This window comes from Candidatus Poribacteria bacterium (genome assembly GCA_009839745.1).
GTDB lineage: Bacteria > Poribacteria > WGA-4E > WGA-4E > WGA-3G > WGA-3G.
This window is the reverse complement of the sequence record VXPE01000110.1, coordinates 58,761-80,731: the sequence shown is the minus strand read 5'-3', so window position 1 is coordinate 80,731 and position 21,971 is coordinate 58,761. Positions and strand designations below refer to the sequence as shown.

The window sequence follows — 21,971 nt, the reverse complement described above, 5'->3', positions numbered from 1 at the left end:
GAGTTTCATCGCAGCGTCTTTGACGAAACTCATCTTCTCACTGCCACAACCCACGCAAAAACCGATAAACGTCAAGACCGTCTGTGAGTTTCTTGGCATTCATTGGTATCATCCAAAGAAACTCACACAAGGCCTTCGCGTCGCTTACCTACAGGCACAAATCAGGGAGTTGGGATTTTCTACGAGTTCCACTGAAAATACAAACTCACACAATATTACACCCGTTTTTCAACAAGATACCGAGCTGCCTTTCGACAAGGCAGCTTGAATATCATAATATTGTCCAAACTTTAGTTATAGCAGATATATGCTGTTAATTCAAAATTTAGGAAACCGCCCGTACCCTTCTGAGTTTTTAATGCCTTTCAGTCAAGCCAAGCCGTGTCAACACATCATTCAACGCCTTATCCGCTTTCTCGCGGGCGATGCGTGCTTCCGTTAAGTCTACCAGAATCTCATTCACTGGACGGTGTTCTACTTTATCGCCGACATCCACGAATTGGGATGGACTCAAATTATAATCGGTTTTTTGGGCATCTTCTAACGTAATAACATTGCTCAACTTCTCATGAGACTCCCACGCCTGATAGACCTCCGTCGCGACATCAATTCCTTCATCGGTGAGGATATTTTTCGGCTTTCCTTTGTCAAAGTGCTGGGAGAGGTTGATAAGTAGTATCTGCTCTTTGCGTTCTTCTAACTTGTTGCGGTTCAGCAGTAAAATAATGCCCGGCGCGCTTGTATTGTAGAATAGGTTTTCGGGTAGAAGGACCACGCCTTCGATCAGGTCTTCTTCAACAAACTTTTTGCGAATGTCACGTTCTCGGTCAGTGTGTTGACTCCCAGAACCGCGAGAGACTGCCCCGGTATCCAGCACAATCGCAGCGCGTCCGTTGTCTTTTAAGGACGCAAGAATATGCTGCACCCACCCCCAATCAGCGGAGGAACTCGGGGCAATTCCGTAGGAAAATCGGTGCCAATTGTCGTTCTCGTAAAAGGTGTCGTCGTACTCCTTCTGATTCCACATCGGATTGGCGAGGACATAATCAAAGCGTTGCAGTGATGAATTGTTCGTAACGAAACGGGGGTTACGAAAGGTATCGCCGATCTGCACATCTGCACCGATGAAATCGTGCAAAAAAGCGTTCATCTTCGCCATGGCGTAGGTGGTGGGAGTCAGTTCTTGACCGTAGATTTGGGGTGCTTGGCTTTTTTTATCGAGATGTGTCTGTTCAAATAGCAGACGGGGTTTGATAAGCAGACCACCGGAGCCACACGCAGGATCGTAGATAGTCGTGTAAGGTTCAGGGTTCATGAGACGTGCCATTAGCCAGCCGACCTCCTTTGGCGTGTAGAACTCGCCCGCGCTCTGTCCCTGTCCTTCGGCAAACTTTCGTAATAAGTACTCATAGGCGCGTCCAAGAATATCGGGTTCAGTATCCTGTAGTCCGAGCCGGTGCCGACTAAGTACTTCAATCAATGCTTCCAGTCGTTCCTCATCAAGTGTGCGTTGTCCGCTCTGGCTTTCGTTGAAGTCCTTCACATCAAGGACATCTTGTAGTAGTGGGTTAAGGCGGGCAACCTCGCGCATCGCGTCAGTAACAAACTCTCCCAGATGACCATCGGCGGGGTGATTGCGAAGTGCTTTCCAATGATATTCCGGCGGAATGTAAAAACGAACGATTGGGTTGCGGCCCGATGTGAGGGCGTCCTCGTGGTCCGCCTCAACAATTTCCCGTGCCGATTCTTCATCTCCGAATTCGTCTATCTGTTTGGCAAATTCATCGTCAAACACATCGGAGAGGCGTTTATAGAAAATGAGGGGTAGGATGAAATCCTTGAATTTTGGAGCATCGCTTGCCCCTCGAATGGTGTTCGCTGCATCCAGTAACCATGTTTCGAGGGTGGAGATATCCAAGTGTTCATCGTTCTCGGATGGAAAGGGAAGTGTGGTTTGGGCTGCCTCTGTTTCGGTTTTCTTTTTCGGCAAGGGTTCGTTTCCTTTGGAGAATAGTTTTTAGTTTTCGGTTGTCAGTAGACGAGGTTAGATGAAGTTTCAGAAAATATTTCGGTAATTTGATGTTTCCCCAGGCCCGGTAGGTGCGGTTTCCTAACCGCACCAGGCATCGTTAGGAAATTACCGAATTACTAAATTAATCTTCATGAAACCTCGCCAGCAAAACGGAGAAGTGTTTTTGAGAAGCCGATGGGTTAGGTGAAAGACCCTACGGGTCCTTGAATTAGCGTTTAAGGTCTGCCCATTGTGTTGCGAGTTTACCCTTTGGTTCAACTGGTAAGAACGTTTCAACACTCTCCATTATCAGGCTGATCTCGTCCTCATCTAACGCACGCGTAAAGACTGCGACATCGTCCATGATACCCGCAAACGTCTCGCCACCGGAGCCGCCAAGACGGTAGGTCACATTGTTCCCCCGCGTCTCTTGGAAATCGGTCTCGGCGACCATCTCGCCATTCGCATAAATCCTGAATTTATCACCGTCTCCCAGGACGGCGACATGCATCCACTTATCCTTTTCAACGATCCCGCCCTCGCTCTGACACAGTACTGTCCACCCGGCGACCTGTCCGCGCCACGAAAGGAGACCTTGAACTTTGTTCAGGAAGAAGGTATTGTGTCCGGATGCAGTCGGCAGACTCCGCCAGATATGTTCCCATTCAGTTCCTTCAAAGTTGGGTTTAATCCATGCGGAAATTGTAAACGGGTCGGCTTTGAAAATGTCTCCGTGGAGGGAATCGGAAACTTGCAGTTGGACAAAAGCCATCGCATCTAACTCGATAGCGTCTCCAAATTTGCCTTTAACCCAATTAGATCCACCGTCAATCTCGCCATCATTTCCATTTCCAGAGGCATCCTCTGCGTTACCCTCAAAGGGATAGTATGCCACCAAATCCGGGTCCTCACCCGCGATCCCTAAAGTGGTGTTCATCAGCAAAAGGATGACCACTAAAACTAACGTAAAGACTTTCATTGGTATCGCTCCTGTTAGGTGGTTTATCATTAAGGCTGAAAAGTTTCGTTTACGTTGGTTACATATTAACGCCAGTTTGATTAATCATTTCGGATGTGTTGCCCATTCTATTTTCGCATCACAGAGGCGTGAAACGTACCATAAACTTCCAGTTTGTGCAGTATATCATGTTCATTAACAGTGGACGCTACATCAGTCCAATATTTATCAAACTCACGTTACATATTAGCACATCTGAGCATGAAAATCAACTCTTTGGGTTTAGGGGTCTTCGTCAAGAATTTTGATATAGAGTTGATGAAGTTTCTCTCCGATGCTTCTCCAATCGTAGTCCCGTTCCACACGAGCGCGCCCATTTTCACCGATCCGACGGCGAAGCGGTGTATCTGTGAGCAATCGAGTGACCGCATCGGCAAAAACTGTGGGTTCGTCGGCGATAAAAATCTCCTCGCCATCTTTGAGAGCTAACCCCTCCGCACCGACCGAAGTAGAAACAATCGCCTTGCCCATCGCCAACGCCTCAAGGATTTTCAGGCGGGTGCCGCTCCCGATCCGCAGCGGCACGACAAAAACCGTCGCCTCCGCGAAATACGGCTTGATCTCCGGGACACGTCCCGTTACAACGACCCCTTTCCTCTCCGCCAACTTTTGAACACGTGCCGATGGATTGCCACCGACAATCGAGAATCTAACATCAGGGACACGCTCTTGAATCCGTGGCAAAACCGCATCCGCAAAGAAGCCGACAGCGTCCTCATTCGGGTACCAGTCCATACTCCCGATATAGATGAGATGCGCGGGGACCTCAGCGGAAAAATCGGGTTGGTAGTGCGTAACATCAACACCGTTCGGGATTATCTCGATAGCATCTCTCGCGCAGTGTCGCTGGAATACCGCGGCATCAATGTCAGAGGTACACGTCACCGCGTCGAATTTCGGACTGAGCACCCGTTCATACCGTTGAAATGTGAGTTGCTGCGTCCAATACGCAAACTTATAGAATGGATTGGCAGTCTCACCGCAGAGTCGCCGCCAGATCGCAGAATCCACGTTCTGTTGTGAAAGCACACCCGGTAAGCGCGTTTCGGTATGAAACTGTGCCGTGTGAAACATCTCATAATGGACGAGATCAAAAGTTCCGGTCGCCACCAATTCTTTGAGTTTCTGTCGATAAATAGGGAGATCGTAGCGGGCAACGGTGATCGGGTGTCGTTTGAGAAATGCTTTAAAGAGCGTGCCGAACGATACGGGCGGCAGCGTCGCCGCGTTTGGGACGAGGTGGACCTGAATCCCTAATTGCTGGAGTTGTGAAACGCCTTCCGCGTCTGTCGGTTGCGTCTCCAAGGCGAGCAGGGTCACACTGTTTCTTGTGGCAATCTGTTTGAGGAGATTGAAAACCCGAATGCGTCCGCCATCGGTGAGAGGAAATGGGACGGTAGGCGATAAAAAAAGAATTTTTAATTTGGTGCCAAGCATGTAATCAAGCCCTCTTGGCAAAATGCGGGTGTCTTGTCAAATCCGCAATGCGCCGTTGTTGCATTGCTATGTGCCTCGGCGAACTCTTTGTGTCATCTTTTAGCAACTGCTGCCTCGTCAATGACGATCTCCTGTTTCGTAGAGTCAACACGAACCTTCATACCTATAGGAATCACGAACATCGGATCGGTGTGTCCGAAGTCCATATTGGTGACAATCGGCATATCGTTTAACCCGTATTCCTCACGGACGGCTTTACAGAGTGCCTCGTCGTATTCGTGGAAAGTGTCGGGATCAACGCCGCCACCCGGTCGTCCGAGCAGGATGCCACCAAGCCCTTCAAGAATCCCCATCGCGGCGAGGCATCTCACGAATTCCGTCAGAAACGAGGGAGGCGGTGCGTCTTCAGAGGTCTCCAAAAAGAGAACCGCGCCTCGAAGATCAGTGGCAGAAGGGAAAAAGTCAGTGCCTCGGAGCCAGTCCAAAACCTCAACACATCCCCCAAAAAGGTGTCCTTCAACGATACCTTCATCCTGATGAAATCTCCAACCGGTACACGGATTCAATTTTCGACGAATAGATTGATTGTCAGGATCCTCCCACGGCAAATATTCAACCGTCCAGCCCTCACGGTTCGGTTCAATAACACCGATAGGTTCGGTAGAAAAGAGGGTGCGTCGGACGGAATCCACCATGTATGGAAACATCCCACAGTTTTCGGCAAACCCTGCCATAAACGAGGGACCGTAGAACGACACGAGACCTGTTTTAAAGCAGATGGCGTGTGATATAGTCGTATCCGAAAAGCCCATAAAGACCTTGGGGTTATTCCGAATCAGATCCAAATCGAGGTATGGGAGGGTGCGAATGGAATCTTCACCACCGATCGTTGAGATGATGCCATCAATCGTTTCATCGGCAAAAGCCGCCATCAGATCGTCGGCACGCGCTTTCGGGTTTTTAGAAAGATAGACTGCATTGCGCAAGGCGTGCTCCGTTTCGATAACCGTCACGTCGAATTCTTCCTCAAATTGACGTTTACCTATCTCGTAGCGAGACGGAATAGTGCCGGGACCACCCCAAGAGAGCGAAATCGCTGCGATACGGCTACCGGGACGTAGGACCTTGGGTTTTATCATTTTATTCATTGAAACGTCCTGCTTTCTCCTTTAACCTGTCAATAAGTACAAGAAGCCGTTCCTTGGCTTGCTGGCGTGAACTCAGCGTCGGAGGGGGTGGTTCAAAAATAGTTCCACGCTCGCTTTGCACCCAGCCTTTTGTGCTGTCGTCAACCTTAATACGGAGCCATCTGCTCTCAAGATCGAGATAAACCTTCAATCGATTGTTCTCATTTCGGATATTATATTTCAGGGGAGGACTATTTATCTGCCAACTCATACCGTCTTCGCCTGCTGACACCCGCGCACGTCGCGAGAGTGGTATCTGCTCCGCAACAAATTCTTGGAGCAATTTGGAAGGTAACTTTCCTTGTGCGAGCGAATCCTGCGATGCCGCATCCGCCTCAAACAGAAACGCCAGAATTTCAAACTTCGATAGTTGAAAAACGTTGAGCTTCCCTTCACCCTTCACAACGCTGTAAGCCTGCTTGTATCCGTTATCCTTGATGAGCCAACGTCTATTTGCCTGTTTAATAGAGATTTCCAGGTCCTTTGAAAGTGAAATTGGCATAGTTTTGTTCGCCTCAAACGCCTCCCTTAAATTGGGGAGATAGACCTCAACGTTGCTGTCAGTTTTCACGACTGTATAAGCTGCCCCTGTAGTATCCCTGAGGAGCCACTCTTCGCCACTCAGCAAAACTTCAATAGGGGATGCGCTCGGACGGAATCGAATATCTTTTGTCATATCCGAAAACATCTTTTGCCAATTCGTTTCCATCTTCAAAGACGCGTCCAAACGGGCTGTTTTCAATCTTGCGCGATGCGCCAGCCCTGCTGTAAATAGAAGTTCACGCTCCAATTTACCCCTATTCAGGTTGCTAATGAATTGTGGGTCCAAGCTAAATCGGTAAACATCTTTAGTATATACAATCGGTTTCGAGTCAACTGTAGGTCTTCCGCGTAGGGCTGTCCGTGTATGAATTTGGAGTTTCGGCACCTTTTTCTGTTCAACCGGTGGGGCTTGGAGGAGATAAACACAGATGCCGGCGCCGATTGTAAGAATAAAGATAATGAGAAATATGAGTCTTTTCATATTTTTAACTATGGCCTCCTGGACTGCTCTCCACTTCGTTACGAGCAGGTTTCCGATTAATTCGCAGCTGGAGTGAGAATTTACGTGATCTTTTCCAGTGTTTTTTCACATTTAGAGCCTATTGCTGAACTTTTTTCTTTTTAAACGGGTATAGGCAAAAACCGGTTGACATTAAGTTGATGACAGTCCACAATTAACTTCAGAAAATCTTCTATTTTTTATTTTTTTCCGGTTAATATCGTTCACGATTTAGGGGAAATATGCAAGACTTAAATCCCTTAGCAACCGAGCTAAACGAGCAACTTCGTACCTCTTCACCAGCGGTTTTCTCGCTACTCTCCAAATTAGGAAAACGTATCTACCTACCGAAAGGCATCTTAAGCCAAACGGCAGAGGCGGGTACGAAAGCTCACCGTTTCAATGCCACACGTGCGATCGCCTCGGAAGATGGGGACATGATGCATCTCGCCGTTTCGCGAGAACTCGTGCCAACACTATCATTGGAAGGTATCTACGGGTATGCCCCCGTACTCGGTCAACCCGAATTACGAGCGGCGTGGAAAACGCATCTTTTGAAAGAGAATCCTTCGCTCGCCGAGGCGACACTGAGTCTACCAATTGTGACGAGTGGCATGACGCACGGGTTTAGTCTACTCGCCGAGCTTTTCGTTGATAGCGGGGATACACTCATCCTCCCCGACAAGATTTGGGGGAACTATCGACTCATCTTCCAAACCAAGGCAGGAGCGAACCTTCAAACCTATCCGTTCTTCAACGCTACAAGCGGTTTTAACACACACGGCTTTCGTGAGAGACTCACCAACACGGCTGGCGAGAAAATGCTGATTCTCCTGAACTTTCCACATAACCCGACCGGCTACGCGATTAACCGCACGGAGGCACAACGTATTGTGGACGCAATTGTAGCGCGTGCCGACGCTGGCTGCCATATCCTTGTTATGATTGACGATGCCTACGCGGGATTGTGGTACGACGCATCTGTTATGCACGAATCGTTGTTTGGATTGTTGGTGGGATGCCATCCCAATGTCCTGCCCGTGAAGATAGATGGGGCAACGAAGGAGGAATATGCGTGGGGACTACGCGTGGCATTTATCAGTTTCGGACTCGGAGCGGCAGCGATGCAACCGCTTGAACAGAAATTCAGTGGACTCATTCGCGCAAATACTTCAGGGGCATCACAAGTCTCTCAGACGCTTATCCTCGAAGCGATGCAGGCACCCGATTATGTCGAAGAAAAACAACGAAACTATGAAATTCTCAAAGCACGGGCGTTAAAAGTGGAAGGGGTGGCATCCGATCCGAAGTATGCCAAACTTTGGGAGGTCTATCCGAGCCATGCCGGTTATTTCACGTGTCTGAACCTCAAATCCGGGAAGGCAGAAGTAGTTCGACAACGCCTCCTTGAGGAACACGGCATCGGCACGATCTCACTCGGTGAAACCGAGTTACGGGTGGCTTATTCATGTCTTGAGGGATCGGATATCGAGACGGTTTTCAGGACAATCGCAGAGGTTATTGAGGACGTATAACAGCACATAGCTTGGATTGGCGCAGGGGCACCCCTTGTGGGTGCCCGCACATTCATTGTGAGAACTTGAATCTATCGCCGTTCACTTTTCAAAGTAGCCCACGTGGTGGCAAGTTTGTCTTCGGGTTCAACGGAAAGCGTACCGATGGTGTATCGGAAAAAGATGTCGTCTTCACCGTCGTTGGGACCGCACCATACCCAATTCGCCTCACACTCGGGGTCTTTGAGAACCTGTTCCATGATTGCAGCACCAAATCCCCAGATGCCACCGCCAAACTTTTCATAGATTTCGAGTTCGTCTTCCCAATCGCTATCGTCGAAATCGACCTTTTCCCAGCCATCTTTCCGATCTGCGAGAAGTTTGCCGGTATCACACCGCCACCCGTCTTCACCCGTTCCAATGTAGTCGGGTTTAGCATCGAGGATAATATCGGCAAGAAAACCACCTCTACCGGCGGCACCGGGTTCAGCATCGTGGACATAGACAGCGATCTGCGCGAAGCCATTGTCCAGTTTAAACTCACTGACCGTGGGGACTTGCCAGTTCCCGCTTGCAGCGACCTCTTCACCGTTAATAAATGCAACCCACGTATTATCACCACTGATCCGCAATGTGCCTTTTTTCGGCACAGCATCTGCGGTTTGTATCAGAAGCATACCGCTCAGAAAGAGAGCGAGTGCTAAAGAGAACATCGATCGTTTTTTCATAAAAATCTCCTTTTTAAATTTACTTTTGCGGTTCGTTTATGTTTCCTGTGGGAAACCACAATCCACTAATTTGAATCATTTGATGCCGCTTTAGAAAGTGCCAACCGTCCGGCGAGATCCGTGACGAACTGATACGCGACGCGCCCTGAGCGTCCACTTGAGGACGCCTCCCATTCCAACGCAGCCCGGTGCAACGCTTCCGTCGGAACGGATAACCCCTGTTTCTGCGCGTAATGCGAGACAATCTGCAAATAGGTATCCTGTGAAATTCTGTGAAAAGCGAGGCGTAACCCAAAACGGTCACTCAGCGAGACCTTTTCCTCTGTCGCTTCACGCGGATACAACTCATCTTCGTCATTCTGGGGGTATCGGTTCTCTTGGACCTGTCGTGGCATCAAGTGCCGACGGTTCGAGGTGGCATAGATCAAGACGTTGTCTGGGCAAGCAGAGATTCCACCCTCTAACATCGCTTTCAACTCGCGATACTCAGGTTCATCTTCGCTAAAGGCGAGATCATCACAGAACAGGATATACCGTTCGGGACGTTCCCATAGCACCTCGGCAATTTCTTGGAGATGAACGAGTCCCTCCTTGCTGACACCGATTAACCGAAGTCCGTCGTCAGCATAGCGTGCCAGCATTCCCTTGACGAGCGAAGATTTACCCGTGCCGCGGTCCCCCCATAACAGGACGTGGTTGGCAGGCAGACCCTGTAGAAACTGACGTGTGTTTCTATCGAGTTCCTGCTCCTGCCGTTCTATCCCAATCAAATCCGACAGCCCCACAAGGCTTGGATGTTTAACGGGAATTAAATGCCCCGATTCATTCTGTGATCGCCACCGGAAAGCGATATACTTGTCAAGTTGGGCATCAAGCCCTGCACTTGAGGGGTGAACCGGGAATCCTCCCAAGTGGGTCAACAAGCTATCTGCTTTCTCCAGCAGTTGTATAAAAAGTTCTTCCTGAGTTCGTGTTTTTCCAGACATTATTTAAGGTGTATACTTACCTCCGCTGCTACTGTTTGGTTGTCTCCTTTATACTATTGTAATCTCCTCACCGATTCTAAACTCAGCAACCTGGACACATCTTCAAGTATCGCATAAACGTCGTAACTTTCAAAAGCCGTTCGTGGCGTGACACCCGAAAGCACAGCAACAAACGCAATTTCAGCACGTCGCGCAGTTTCAGCATCCGTCACACTATCCCCGACGTAGAGACAGTTTTCGGGAATACTCCCTGTTTGTGCAACCGCCGATAGTAATCCTTCGGGATCCGGCTTATACGGTGCGTCCCTACCCCCAACGATGACTTCAAACGCCTCCAGTAGATTTTCTTTCTCAAGAATCAGTTGGATGTAGCGACGCAATTTCTGAGAAACGATAGCGAGGTGGATACCGAGCCCCTGCAATGCCTTCACCGTCTGTGGCACCTCTGCGTAAAACTCCGCCAATGCAACCATGGTCTCATCCGCGCGTTGGAGAAACAGATGGGTAAATTCATCAACACGCTTGACGTATGCGTCTCCTGCTAACCTTGTCAGTATATCCGGTAGCGACAAACCGATTGCCCGACGCACAGCGGCATCGGAAGCAATTGGCAAACCCATTTTTTCAAACGCGTAATTGACACCGTCAATTGTGCCTCGCGCCGAGTCTACCAATGTATAGTCAAAATCGAAGATAATAGTTTGGATTGGCATCTTCAATTGGCTCAAAATTCAAGTTCGGATATTCTGATCGTCATCAATACGGATGTCCACCAGTAACTGTGTAGCGATAAAAAATCAAGACGCAAGCGAATAGTTCCCCTATAGGCTTATAGTTGCTTAGAGACTTGCTCTGCCAACCGAATCAGGGCAGGCGACATGTCCGATTTCCCAAGTGCTGCCTCAATTAGGACAAAATGTTGCGTCTCAGCCAGTGCAGCGTTCATAGCGGTGTCAAATTCGCCTTCGGTACGGACAGCAAACGCACGCCCTGTGCCGAACAGTTCTGGTACCCGAGTATAGTCCCAATTCTCTATATCGTTAAAGGACCCTTCAATGAACGGGCGAACGGTGCCATATCCCTGGTTGTTTAAGATCAAAACGATAGGATTGAGCCCATAGCGGATAGTCGTCGACAACTCGGTGCCAGTCATTTGGAATGCCCCATCCCCTACAACAACAAGTGGACGGGACGTGGGTTTACCCAGTTGTGCTCCAATTGCGGCAGGGATTGCAAATCCCATTGAGGTATAGTAGGCAAGGCTAATAAACTCGGTGCGTTCAGGGAGCCGCAAGTCCGCAGCAGCCCAGAGACTGTCACCAACATCCGGGATAATCGTCATGTTCTCGCGTAGAAGTAGATTCAGTTGTTGGAACAGGCGATGCATTGTAAGCGGCTGGTCAGGTGCTATCTTAAAAGGTTCTGGTACTTCCATGATCCATTCCAAGTCTATGTCCCCGCGTTCCTGAAGTTTTGGAGAACGTAATCCATCGATAAAATCTCCAAATGTGATATCTTCATAAGTGGAGTAGCCGACGGCAATTCTATCCGAGGTTGCGTATAAACAGCGACTTCGCTCAAGTTTTGCCGTGTAAATGCCAAGATTGACATCCGTCATGAAGGCCCCAAGAATAATAACGCAATCGGAAGTTTCAACAAGCATGGAGACTTCATCTCTACTCATCCCGCCGCCATAGATACCCAAGTAAAGCGGATGTGCTTCTGGCATTACTGATTTGCCCAACAGTGTTGTCACCACGGGGATCTGTTTTTCTTCGGTAAGCCGCAGTAATTTGTTTTGGTAGCCGAATCTGTGGAGGTCCGCCCCCGCTAAAATGATGGGATTCTCACTCTGATTTATGAACCCAATTGCATTCGCTAATGCGGCATTCAACGTTTCCGGGGCACTGCGGTGCCCGACCGTTGAGGGACGTTGGTAGACCTGCCCCTGTATACTGACCATATCCCGTGGCAGTTCAATGTAACCTGGACGTTTCTGCCGATAGACTGCATCCAACACTCTGTCTATCTCGTTAAAGGCGGTAAAAGGTTCGTCGAGGAGTGCTGATGCAACGGTGATCTCGTCATAGATACGTTGTTGTGTATAAAAATCTCTACCTTTATGGTGTAAGAGTGCCCCCTCACGGCGCTCTTTTATTCCTGGGCTCCCGCTAATCACAACGAGAGGTGACTTTTCAGCGTATGCAGCGGTGACAGCGTTAATCATGGATAATCCACCAACACCGTACGTCACACAGGTAGCCCCCATGCCCTTTATGCGAGCATATGCATCTGCCGCAAATCCTGCCGTATCTTCTCGTGTCGTGCCGATGTGTTGAATCGGACCCTTCTCAATCAGATCGAAGAACTGCACTACATAATCACCCGGGATGCCGAAGATGTGGTCAACCCCGTAATCTTGCAGTTTCTTCAGAAGATATTCACCGATAGTAGATTGCCCATTTTGCATTGAATATTCTCCGCCAGAGCAGCGCTGCATGTTCATCCCAAAGTACCAGCATTGTGATATATGACGATGTGAGTGCTTTGTAAGTTCAGATACACCATTAATAATTAATTTTCAAAACTTAAGTTCGGATAGACCAACTTCCATTGCCGTTTCTTGGATCTGTCGCCAGGTCTCGTCATCAATAGGGATGCCTTCGCGCTGACGGCGTTCTGTTTGGCGTGCCTCGATTTCTCCCGGAGCCAGGATTTCATCGAATCCCGGTGCGGTGGGAGAGGCTTTCACGTGGGCGACGAGTCCGTCAACGTGCTCATAAAAGTCATCAAGTGCCGTAAAATTAGCAATATCCAACACAATCATCAGGACACCGTTCTGGAGACGGGTGTTTCCGGATCCACTACAACCGGCACCCGACAACGCACCCCCTAAAATGTCAATCATCAGACCGAGGGCGTATCCCTTGTGCCCAGCAATTCCACCGAGCGGCAACAGCGCGCCCTGCGGAGATTCCATCAAGTCTCGCGGATCTTGTGTCGGTTCGCCTTCGCTGTTAATCAGCCAACCGAGCGGGACGGGCTCCCCACGATTAAACGCCACGCGAATCTTGCCTTGCGCAACGACGCTACTTGTGATGTCAAGCAGAATCGGATGTCCATTGCGGGTCGGTGTAGCAATCGCGAGCGGATTCGTTGCCAGCCGTCCATCGCTGCCACCGAACGGAGCAACGTAGAGCGCAGTTCCACCCGCGTTCACCATCGTGATGCCTACCATACCGGCTTCTGCCGCCATCAGTGGATAACTCCCGATACGTCCGATGTGATTACAGTTGTAGACGCTGATTGCACTGATTGTGCTTGACTTCGCCTTCTCAATCGCGAGGGACATGGCTTTCTGTGCGATGACGTGTCCAAAGCCCCAATTGCCGTTGAGGAGTGCGTGCGAGGTCGACTCACGTTCAGTGTGCATCGGTGCTCCCGGCTGAATCAGCCCAGAATCGATGAGTCCAATATACTGTGGAATTCGGATAACCCCGTGGGAATCATGCCCTGCAAGATTTGAAGCAACGAGCAGTTCCCCGATAATCTCTGCTTCATCGCTTGGGACACCTCCGGCTTCAAAAATGTCAGTTGTGATTTTCTGTAGTTGGTTCTGCGTGAAATTTGGCACGCGCTTACCTCTGCTTTCAACTATGCTGCGTCAAACAGCGATGGGAAGTGACGGTATGGGTCGCCAGGTTCACGGAAGAGAATCTTCTGACGTTCTGTGAGTTCTATACCTTCCGGTGGGATCATGCGCTGGGATTTCCACGCAATGTGTGAAACACAATACTTGTACAACAGAGATCTGCGTTGATGCTTGCCGTTCCATGCGGCTGTGCCGTGTGTCAGTGCTTCAGTAAACAGGATCGCTGAACCTGCTGGTACCTTTGGGATGATGACACACGGTGCATCTTCGGGGGCATCATCTATCTGTCGTGGCAGTTTAAAATTGCTTTTATGGCTGCCCGGAACACAGCAGAATCCACCATGCTCTGGTCCGGCATCGGTGAGGTTCCACGTCACCACAACGAACCCGTTATGGATTTCGTTATCTCGGAAGGAGTAGTATTCCCCTGGATTTGCTCTTGCTGTTGGAGAGGTCGCACCATAATCTGCGTGCAGTCGTCCGCGTGGCATCCCTTCCTGCATGTACATCCCGTAAATTCGGTCAAGCCGAAAGCAATCACCCAGGCGGAATTGAAGTATCGGCATAATCTTGGAATGGTCGAGTAAATCGCAAAACGGTTTTCCCCACTGCAGAAAACCTGGACCCTCTGGGGCACTTCCAAACCTTTGGACCTTTCCCGGTGTAGGAAGTTGTTGCTTGTCAATACATTGATTGAGTGCCGCAACCTCTTCTGGGGTCAGGACATTCTCAACGACGAGGTAACCTTGCACGTCAAAGAGGTATTGTTGTAACTGTAAATCACTCATAAGCTTACGCTCCTGCTATCCATTATGCTTCACGCTTAACTGTGGCATTGCTTTGATAAGAGTTGATAATCAATTTATCACATTCGGTGCAACTGTGTCAAATAAATTTCAATTTTGTAATGTGTGGATGCCCGATAGGGTGCAGTGTAAATACGGACATGCCCATTTCCGTGCAAGTTATCTGTTCTGAGGCTGGATACAGCGGTATACTCAGCATTTCAAGTGCTGGCATATAAATTGCTAAAGTCACGACAAGCGTCTATTGCGCCAAAAGGAGGTTCTCCACAGATGAAAAAGAGAACGTTTTTTATTTTCGTGCTATTCCTGATTCCTTACATAAGGATGAAGTCAATTCCGTTGCGTTTTCTCCAGATGGTCACACTCTCGCCAGTGGCGATGGAGGCGGGACGATTCTTTTATGGAAAACTCGATCTGAAGAACCAGAAGATGTCAACAGTGATGGAAGTGTGAATATTGATGATCTAACGTTTGTTGTGAAGCATTTCGGTTATGTCGGAGAAGGAAATGCAGCCGATGTTAATCGTGATGGAGTCGTCAACGTCCTTGACCTTGTCGCAATCGCGAAGGCAATGGAGCGAAACCCTTTGCTACAATAGAGCTGGATTTTGACCTTGATGCAAGCCAGAATCTATTGTAAACTCTGTATTATTGTATGTATTAACACTACAGAGATAACGAAGGAGGCAGCCTATGGAAAAACGAATCCTCGGACGGACAGGACTTGAAGTGAGTGTTTTAGGAATGGGCGGACTCTTTGTCTCATCAGCTGGCGGTAGAAATCGCGCTGACGGGCGTAACGCTATCCGTCGAGCCTTGGAACTTGGTGTCAACTATGTTGATACCGCACCGAGTTACGGTAACAGTGAAGAGGTCGTCGGAGAGGCTTTGGATGGCGTGCTGCAACCCCACTATCTTTCCACGAAAATCGGTGGTAGACCGCAACCCTTTGATCCCAAGAATAAACACCTCTTGCGTCAGTCGGTGGAAGAGAGTCTACGTCTGCTAAAAAGGGATACGATCGATATTTTGATGGTGCATGAACCCGATCGTCCCGGACAATACGATTGGTGGACAAGCCACGAGACATTTGATGGACCCGTCTGTGAGGTGTTAGCCGAGCTCAAAGAGGAGGGAATTGTCCGTTTCACGGGATTAGGTGGCACAACCGCACATCAACTCCCCGCAATTATGGCAACAGGGGTCTACGATGTCGTGCTGGCAGCGCAAAACTACAGTCTGCTCTGGCGTGAGGCGGCAATCTCAATTTTTCCAGAAGCGGAACGACAGAATATGGGGATTGTCATCGGTGCTCCGTTGCAACAGGGCGCATTGTCACGCCGTCACGCCGAAATAGAAACGGGGGCATGGTGGCTGAGCCGTCCGCGTCAGGAGCAGTTCAAAGCACTCTACCGGTTTTTGGATGAAGTCGGACTCTCGCTTCCAGAGGCAGGTATCCGCATGGTTATATCCAATCCCGCTATTTCTACGGTGTTGGTGGGGGCGAGATCTGTGGAAGAGGTTGAACAGAATGTGCGTGCCGTTGAAGCCGGTCCGTTGCCTTCGGCGGTATTAGAACGACTTCAGGAGATCGCGGGTATGGTGCCGTTCCGACCCTTTGAGGAGCCCCATAGTTTGGCGTTTGGTAGGGAATGGAGCGGTCCAGGGTACGCACGGTGAGAGAAAAGAGAGAGGCGCGCTCGGAAAGCGCGCCTCCAAAAAAACAAGCAGTTATGAGATATTATTCGTTGATGTAATCTGAACGCAACTCAAATGTATGCAGCACCCAGCTGCCCGCTTGATTGTCAAGTTCAGCCTCAATCGCCATTATCTCTTCCAATGCCTCATAAGCATCAATATCCTCTTGACTCGCAAATTCCAATTCGACGAGCCGGTGCGGGGATTCACCATAATAGTTGTCGTAAGAGGCCGTCGCTTTCAACTGAGGTGGGGCGACGAGTGCTTGAGAAACGGACGCAACCCATTCCAAGTACGCTTGTTTCCCGCCCAGCGGGTAGTCAACAAGAATAACACCTTTAATCGGCAAATCGCCTTCCACGTCCTTCGAGTAGTCAGAACGTTGGATAAATGTGTGGGCGGTTGATACGCTTGAGTGATTCGGAATATCTTCGAGAATCGCAGCGATCTCTGGACGGTTCAGATAGGTCGCCATATCGAGGAAACTGTTGAATTCCCATTCGACGAGCCGGTTAGGACTCATTTCCGGGTCCTCGTTGTCGTAAGATCTTATCCGGATGACCTCTTCGGGAGCTTGCAGGGCTGGGGCAACGGATGTGACCCATGCAATATAGGCATCTTTCCCACCCTCCGGATAATCAATCAACAAAATAAACTTCACTGGAGTCGCTTCCATATCGGTCATCGTCTCATCCATGGAGGTATCTGCTGGCACGCCATCCACCACCATTTTTTGTGCCTTCTCACAGCCTACTAAAGCGACAAGCGCTATAAGGATTATCAAAGAGAGATTTGTTAATTTCGGGTTCATTGTTTAGTCTCCTTCCTTAAAAAAATTGATACATAAAACGTAAAGATTTTTCAAAACTAATACATCATCCTTTCAAGTCTAACACACCATCCTATAGAACTGGGACATTTGCAAGTTCTATACGGATGGACCCTACTTTACAATGACGAGTCGTCGTGTCTGCTGAAAGGAGAGGGTTGTCAACTGGTAGAAATAGATACCACTCGCAACGCGTTCTCCAAGGGCATTCCGTCCATCCCAATACGCCGCACGCCCCTGACTGTTATAGAAGCCTGCGGATTGAAAACCGAGCGAAAGTGTGCGAATCAACCTACCTGTTGTATCATAAATAGATATCGATACAAGATTGTCTTCGGAGAGTTGATATGGAATCCACGTCTCCGGGTTAAACGGATTCGGGTAGTTCTGTAAGAGGAGGTTCTGGGTCGGTTGACCGATGCCATCAAGATTGACAGACAAGACCGCATTTGCCAAGTCCTCGGGTGTCACTTTGAAGCTGAGGGGTTGTAACTCAGCATTTCCATTTGGACCGATGAGACGCAATTCAATCACGTCACCGACTTGGACGACGCTCCGTCGCGTCAGATCGGCAGTTGCCACGGCGAAATAACTCCCTTGCACTGGGGTAGTTATGATACTCTCTGTTCTCAAGTTCCGAACGATGACGTTGTACCCGTCAAACGCGGGTTTACCTTTCAAGTGGCCATCAACAACGAACGCCCACGCTGCTTGCGGCATCTGTGTGGCTGTGGCGGGTGCTGCTGCGGCAGCCTCGGTTGGATCTGTCCACGGTGCGCCGACGAAGGCAAAGTTGCGAGTTTCTGGGACATTGACGATATAGCCTTGTCCACCTTCAATTGGAAAACCGTCATCGGGGGCGCTTGGTGTCCACGCGATAAAACGCTGATTAGGGGCATCGAACGCTATGATCGTTGTTGCCCCTGTCAGTGCAACAAGGTTCTTAGCCGTCATAGGGGTTGGGGATGCCAATGGCACAGAAAGCATGTTTAACCCTTTAGACAGCGTGACAGTGTAAGCGTTACGAAAACGGTCGTGCGCTGCCTTGGTGTCGAGCCTGGCGATGAACCCGTGTCTGCGTCCATCGGGTGAGTCATAGTGTCCGACGACAGAACCATCCTGATTGATATTCCAACCCTCTGTGCTGACACTACCCGGAAACTTCAACTCATGGAGTCCATACCGGTATGAGCCGACATAGGAGCGCGGGAGGTCCCCCACAGCTTTGGCTCGAGCAACCACAAACACACCGCTTCCCTCGGAATCGTTAATACCGTGGAGAAAAAAGTATTCCAGACTCGATGGTTCCAAATAGTCCAGAATTATAAACCTGCCAGTCGAGGGAAGTGCGTATGCATGATAGAGACCTTCAGCATCTACGTAGCTGCCTACGATAGAACCTGCTGCATTCACAAAATCGGCATAAGTCGCTGTTGCCCCAGGTACCTCAACGATGGTGTCTCCTGAGAAGCCGCGACGCACACCAGACGCATCTATAAAACTCCCCGTCAGTTTCCCTGTCGAATCGCTGTAACCGTATATTTCTGTTTCGACGGCACCCGGAAAATCATAGTGCCGCAACTCACCATCTTCTAAGATAACACCATGGTAAAGACCCTCACTATCTTCGTAGTGTCCCGCGGCTAACCCATTATTGCCAAACGCATAGAAGTAAGTGTTCTGTGAACCGGGGAAGTCATACGTCGTAAAAACACCGTCTATGAGTGTAAATCCGACGATCTTTTTACCATCAGCACTCTTGGTGTTTCCGGCGTACCCCTCAAAGTCGCTACTCGCCGTCAACTCTAAAAACTCTACACCTAGCACATCAATACTCTCATAAATGTAGTTGAATTCGGGTGGTGGGGGATACGCTATATCTCTAAATTTTGCAGCAGTTTCCGCGGTGGGTCTGGCGATAAACCCATGTCTACGTCCATCGGGTGAGTCATAGTGTCCGACGACAGAACCGTCCTGATTGATATTCCAGCCCTCCGTGCTAACGCTGCCCGGAAACTCTAATTCAGATACGCCCTGCTGGGATGTGCCGACATAGGAGCGCGGGATGTCCCCCACGGCTTTGGCTCGAGTGACGATAATTCTTGTATCCGTGATGCCGTGCACAAAAGAGTATTCCAGATTAGAGGGTTCCAGATAGTTGTGAAATACAAACGTGCCATTTGGGGTACGCAGATAAGGATAATATAGACCTTCAGCATCTATGTAACTTCCTGTGACAGCACCTGCCCCAGTCACAAAATCGGCATAAGTCGCTGTTGCCCCGGGTACCTCAACGGTGATGTCTCCTGAGAAGCCGCGGCGAACACCAGACGCATCTATAAAATTACCCGTCAATACCTCCCTCGAATCACTGTAACCGTATATCTCCGTTTCGACAGCACCGGGGAAGTTGTATTCCCGAAGTTCGCCATCCTCTAAGATGACCCCGTGGAGGAGACCCTCGCTGTCCTCGTAGTATCCTGCGGCTAACCCATTATTGCCAAACGCATAAAAGTAGGTGTTCTGTGAACCGGGGAAGTCATACGTCGTAAAAACGCCATCAATAAGTGTAAAGGCGACCATTTTTTCACCATCCGCACTCCGCGTGTAGCCAGCATAACCCTCAAAGTCGCTGCTAGCCGTCACTGCTAAAAAATCTACATCGGGAACATCAATGCTCTCATAAGTAAAATTGAATTCAGGTGGTGAGGGAGTTGGTTCATTATCGGTTTGTGCATCGGTGTTGCTTGGGAAAAAGGAATTGAAGTATACGAACAACGTAAGCATGAAAAACAAAAAACTAATTTTAGTCTGATTATGCATAGTCTGGTTGTCCCCTAAAAAAGAATCTTAGTTAAGGTGTCTCCTGAAAGATTAAGTTGTGTTTACATTTAGGTGTCCTAAAAATCAGATAAACCTAAATTGCCACTGGGCAAAAACTTATGAGCATGAAAATTTATCAATAAGAGATTTATAAATAGTTATAGTGAAGATGATTAATTATACACAAATTTGATGCCTAAATCAAATTATAGTTTGTGTATGGTTTCAGGATGCGGGAAATCGCCAGGATGTTCAAGCGTTTGATTGTGATTTCCAAATCGGCTCTGGCGTTTGTGCACGAAAATTCACTGTTCGAGCAAGAACAAAAAGGAGATCCGAAAGCCTGTTCAAACTCCGGATTATCTCCGGGTTGACTTCTTCTTCGCCTGCCAGACGCACGGCACACCGTTCACTTCGCCGGCACACCACGCGCGCGATGTGTAAAGTAGCACCGGCGGTGCAACCGCCCGGCAGAATAAAATTCGTCAGTGGTGGAAGTTCCGCAGAGAGTGTATCTATTGCGGTCTCCATCTCTGTGGTGAAACCTGCCGGTATGCGGAACTCGGTGGCTTTCGTATGTGTTGCTGGCGTTGCTAAATCTGCACCGACATCGAAGAGGTGATTCTGGACCCGCGCCATGAGTTCAGAAAGATCAACGTCCTCAACCAACGTCTGCGCATAACCGATGTAGGCGTTCAGTTCGTCAACGGTGCCGATTGCCTCAATGCGCGGTTCATCTTTCCCTAACCGCGTTCCACCGTAAAGCGCCGTCTCTCCAGAATCGCCAAATTTAGTATAGATTTTCATATTCATTCATTATATACTTTGTCGAAAAAGGAGTCAAGTAAACATGGATAGCTTAGGAAAAATCATAAAAGTTGATGTCGTCGATCTACGCGTCCCTACATCGGATACACTCCTCGGTTCCGATCCCTTTCATAAAAAACCGAATTATTCCGCAGTCCTAACGACACTCGAAACAAACACAGGACACCACGGCATATCCGTAGCGTTCACCGCTGGTGCCGGAAATGATTGGATCGCCTACGGGGTTAAAGACCTCGCGCAACTCGTCGTCGGGATGGAAATGGCTACTTTCGTTGACGATCCGGGCGCGTTCCACAAACTTCTCGTTGACCATCACCAGTTGCGTTGGCTTGCTGACGGTGTTAACCGGATGGCGATCGGGAGCATCGTTAACGCGATGTGGGATGCGTGGGCAAAACTGGTGGATAAACCGCTCTGGAAACTCCTCGTCGATTTACCGCCAGAAAAGATTGTGCAGTCTATCGATTGGCGATATCTGCGCGACGCATTGACCCCTGACGAAGCAGCGGCGATTCTCAACACACACGCGGACAGTCGCGAAACCCGGGAGCAGACGCTCCGTCAACAGGGACCCAAGGCTTACTCCACTGCCGGATGGCTCGGTCTCACGGATGAACAAATTATCGAAACCGTGAATCAGGTGAAAGCCGACGGACTCGACTGCTTCAAAATGAAGATCGGACAGGATCTGGATTTTGACAAGAAACGGCTCGCTTTCATCCGGGAGGCAATCGGTCCAGCGGCGCGTTTGATGCTGGACGCAAACCAGATATGGGGGGTCGATGAAGCCATCGCCTATATGGAGGCGTTAGCACAATTTAAACCGACATGGATTGAGGAACCAACAGCGCGAGACGATGTCCTCGGCTTCGTGAAAATCGCACGTGCCTTAGAGAAATACGGTATCGGTGTCGCTACAGGGGAGCAGGTGCCATCGCCTGTCATCTTCAAACAGTTAATCACGAGTGGAGCGATTCAGTACTGCCAGATTGACGCGACGCGGCTCGGAGGGGTCAACGATGTCCTCGGGGTCATCTTAATGGCAGCAAAATACGATATTCCAGTCTGTCCTCACGGGGGTGGTATTGGGTTGTGTAACATGATTCAACATTACGCCTTATGGGATCAAATTTGTGTCGCCGCGCATTCGGAAACACAGGTCGTTGAATACCTCAACTTCCTACAAGAGGACGTTTTCCTGCATCCGATTCAGGTGCGCAATGGTGCCTATGTTACGCCGACAGTCCCCGGTTGGGGGCTTGAGATGTATCCAGAGTTTGTTGAGAAGCACATCTATCCGACGGGTTCCGTCTGGCAAGGCAGAGAGGCATCTGGAGGAATAACCTTTTTGGCGTAGGTGCCTTGGCTTAAATAGAAATGCGCGGTGAACAACCGCGCAGGTAAGAAGATAG

18 protein-coding genes are annotated in these 21,971 nt (G+C 49.3%); 4 read left to right on the top strand and 14 right to left on the bottom strand.

Annotation, left to right across the window (positions count from 1 at the left end):
• Positions 1 to 355: 355 nt before the first annotated feature.
• The 5 genes from F4X88_17030 to F4X88_17010 all read right to left on the bottom strand — a co-directional run bounded on the left by F4X88_17030 (position 356) and on the right by F4X88_17010 (position 6,677).
• On the bottom strand, positions 356 to 1,918 hold the full coding sequence (locus F4X88_17030) for an SAM-dependent DNA methyltransferase (GenBank protein MYA57987.1): 1,563 nt from the start codon (positions 1,916 to 1,918) through the stop codon (positions 356 to 358).
• Between the two features lie 322 nt (positions 1,919 to 2,240).
• Positions 2,241 to 3,020, bottom strand: a complete 780-nt coding sequence (locus tag F4X88_17025) for a LamG domain-containing protein (protein ID MYA57986.1) — start codon at positions 3,018 to 3,020, stop codon at positions 2,241 to 2,243.
• A 231-nt stretch (positions 3,021 to 3,251) separates the two neighbouring features.
• Entirely contained in the window at positions 3,252 to 4,466 is a 1,215-nt protein-coding gene (locus F4X88_17020) for a glycosyltransferase (protein MYA57985.1), read from the bottom strand.
• A gap of 92 nt (positions 4,467 to 4,558) precedes the next feature.
• On the bottom strand, positions 4,559 to 5,605 hold the full coding sequence (locus F4X88_17015) for an LD-carboxypeptidase (GenBank protein ID MYA57984.1): 1,047 nt from the start codon (positions 5,603 to 5,605) through the stop codon (positions 4,559 to 4,561).
• 1 nt (position 5,606) lies between these two features.
• A complete protein-coding gene (locus F4X88_17010) occupies positions 5,607 to 6,677 on the bottom strand; it encodes a hypothetical protein (protein MYA57983.1) in 1,071 nt (356 codons plus the stop codon).
• A 260-nt stretch (positions 6,678 to 6,937) separates the two neighbouring features.
• Between F4X88_17010 and F4X88_17005 the strand changes: the two genes are divergently transcribed.
• Positions 6,938 to 8,230, top strand: coding sequence for an aminotransferase class I/II-fold pyridoxal phosphate-dependent enzyme (locus F4X88_17005; GenBank protein ID MYA57982.1), 1,293 nt, complete (start codon positions 6,938 to 6,940; stop codon positions 8,228 to 8,230).
• A gap of 71 nt (positions 8,231 to 8,301) precedes the next feature.
• On the opposite strand, the gene F4X88_17000 is transcribed toward F4X88_17005, so the two are convergent.
• From F4X88_17000 to F4X88_16975, 6 genes are all read right to left on the bottom strand, one after another.
• Positions 8,302 to 8,937 (bottom strand): hypothetical protein, encoded by a 636-nt coding sequence (locus F4X88_17000; protein MYA57981.1) that lies wholly within the window; start codon positions 8,935 to 8,937, stop codon positions 8,302 to 8,304.
• A gap of 65 nt (positions 8,938 to 9,002) precedes the next feature.
• A complete protein-coding gene (locus tag F4X88_16995) occupies positions 9,003 to 9,923 on the bottom strand; it encodes an ATP-binding protein (protein ID MYA57980.1) in 921 nt (306 codons plus the stop codon).
• Between the two features lie 53 nt (positions 9,924 to 9,976).
• Entirely contained in the window at positions 9,977 to 10,636 is a 660-nt protein-coding gene (locus tag F4X88_16990) for an HAD-IA family hydrolase (GenBank protein ID MYA57979.1), read from the bottom strand.
• 116 nt (positions 10,637 to 10,752) lie between these two features.
• Entirely contained in the window at positions 10,753 to 12,429 is a 1,677-nt protein-coding gene (locus F4X88_16985) for an alpha-keto acid decarboxylase family protein (GenBank protein MYA57978.1), read from the bottom strand.
• A 75-nt stretch (positions 12,430 to 12,504) separates the two neighbouring features.
• The gene (locus tag F4X88_16980) at positions 12,505 to 13,581 is read right to left on the bottom strand and encodes an Ldh family oxidoreductase (GenBank protein MYA57977.1); all 1,077 of its coding nucleotides are present in this window, start codon (positions 13,579 to 13,581) and stop codon (positions 12,505 to 12,507) included.
• Entirely contained in the window at positions 13,578 to 14,363 is a 786-nt protein-coding gene (locus tag F4X88_16975; protein ID MYA57976.1) for a phytanoyl-CoA dioxygenase family protein, read from the bottom strand. Before F4X88_16975 ends, F4X88_16980 begins: the two co-directional genes overlap by 4 nt.
• Positions 14,364 to 14,599: 236 nt before the next feature.
• Between F4X88_16975 and F4X88_16970 the strand changes: the two genes are divergently transcribed.
• Positions 14,600 to 14,980 carry a hypothetical protein gene (locus F4X88_16970; protein MYA57975.1) on the top strand — a complete coding sequence of 127 codons (381 nt, stop codon included), beginning with the start codon at positions 14,600 to 14,602 and terminating at the stop codon, positions 14,978 to 14,980.
• A 94-nt stretch (positions 14,981 to 15,074) separates the two neighbouring features.
• Positions 15,075 to 16,061 (top strand): aldo/keto reductase, encoded by a 987-nt coding sequence (locus tag F4X88_16965; protein MYA57974.1) that lies wholly within the window; start codon positions 15,075 to 15,077, stop codon positions 16,059 to 16,061.
• A gap of 61 nt (positions 16,062 to 16,122) precedes the next feature.
• Here the strand turns inward: F4X88_16965 and F4X88_16960 are convergent, their stop codons facing one another.
• The 3 genes from F4X88_16960 to F4X88_16950 form a co-directional block, all read right to left on the bottom strand.
• Positions 16,123 to 16,890 (bottom strand): hypothetical protein, encoded by a 768-nt coding sequence (locus F4X88_16960; protein ID MYA57973.1) that lies wholly within the window; start codon positions 16,888 to 16,890, stop codon positions 16,123 to 16,125.
• A gap of 132 nt (positions 16,891 to 17,022) precedes the next feature.
• On the bottom strand, positions 17,023 to 19,491 hold the full coding sequence (locus tag F4X88_16955) for a T9SS type A sorting domain-containing protein (protein MYA57972.1): 2,469 nt from the start codon (positions 19,489 to 19,491) through the stop codon (positions 17,023 to 17,025).
• Positions 19,492 to 19,983: 492 nt separating this feature from the next.
• Positions 19,984 to 20,538 carry a cob(I)yrinic acid a,c-diamide adenosyltransferase gene (locus F4X88_16950; protein MYA57971.1) on the bottom strand — a complete coding sequence of 185 codons (555 nt, stop codon included), beginning with the start codon at positions 20,536 to 20,538 and terminating at the stop codon, positions 19,984 to 19,986.
• Positions 20,539 to 20,581: 43 nt separating this feature from the next.
• Between F4X88_16950 and F4X88_16945 the strand changes: the two genes are divergently transcribed.
• Complete coding sequence (locus F4X88_16945) at positions 20,582 to 21,916, top strand: mandelate racemase/muconate lactonizing enzyme domain-containing protein (protein MYA57970.1); 1,335 nt, start codon at positions 20,582 to 20,584, stop codon at positions 21,914 to 21,916.
• The last annotated feature ends 55 nt before the right edge of the window (positions 21,917 to 21,971 follow it).

Bases quoted from the DNA above. Each gene is read 5' to 3' on its own strand.
- F4X88_17015 (MYA57984.1), bottom strand. From the start codon at position 5,605: ATGATAAAACCCAAGGTCCTACGTCCCGGTAGCCGTATCGCAGCGATT.
- F4X88_16975 (MYA57976.1), bottom strand. From the start codon at position 14,363: ATGAGTGATTTACAGTTACAACAATACCTCTTTGACGTGCAAGGTTAC.
- F4X88_16985 (MYA57978.1), bottom strand. From the start codon at position 12,429: ATGAACATGCAGCGCTGCTCTGGCGGAGAATATTCAATGCAAAATGGG.
- F4X88_16950 (MYA57971.1), bottom strand. From the start codon at position 20,538: ATGAAAATCTATACTAAATTTGGCGATTCTGGAGAGACGGCGCTTTAC.
- F4X88_16945 (MYA57970.1), top strand. From the start codon at position 20,582: ATGGATAGCTTAGGAAAAATCATAAAAGTTGATGTCGTCGATCTACGC.
- F4X88_17020 (MYA57985.1), bottom strand. From the start codon at position 4,466: ATGCTTGGCACCAAATTAAAAATTCTTTTTTTATCGCCTACCGTCCCA.
- F4X88_17025 (MYA57986.1), bottom strand. From the start codon at position 3,020: ATGATAAACCACCTAACAGGAGCGATACCAATGAAAGTCTTTACGTTA.
- F4X88_17010 (MYA57983.1), bottom strand. From the start codon at position 6,677: ATGAAAAGACTCATATTTCTCATTATCTTTATTCTTACAATCGGCGCC.
- F4X88_16960 (MYA57973.1), bottom strand. From the start codon at position 16,890: ATGAACCCGAAATTAACAAATCTCTCTTTGATAATCCTTATAGCGCTT.
- F4X88_16955 (MYA57972.1), bottom strand. From the start codon at position 19,491: ATGGTCGCCTTTACACTTATTGATGGCGTTTTTACGACGTATGACTTC.
- F4X88_17000 (MYA57981.1), bottom strand. From the start codon at position 8,937: ATGAAAAAACGATCGATGTTCTCTTTAGCACTCGCTCTCTTTCTGAGC.
- F4X88_16965 (MYA57974.1), top strand. From the start codon at position 15,075: ATGGAAAAACGAATCCTCGGACGGACAGGACTTGAAGTGAGTGTTTTA.
- F4X88_17005 (MYA57982.1), top strand. From the start codon at position 6,938: ATGCAAGACTTAAATCCCTTAGCAACCGAGCTAAACGAGCAACTTCGT.
- F4X88_16990 (MYA57979.1), bottom strand. From the start codon at position 10,636: ATGCCAATCCAAACTATTATCTTCGATTTTGACTATACATTGGTAGAC.
- F4X88_16995 (MYA57980.1), bottom strand. From the start codon at position 9,923: ATGTCTGGAAAAACACGAACTCAGGAAGAACTTTTTATACAACTGCTG.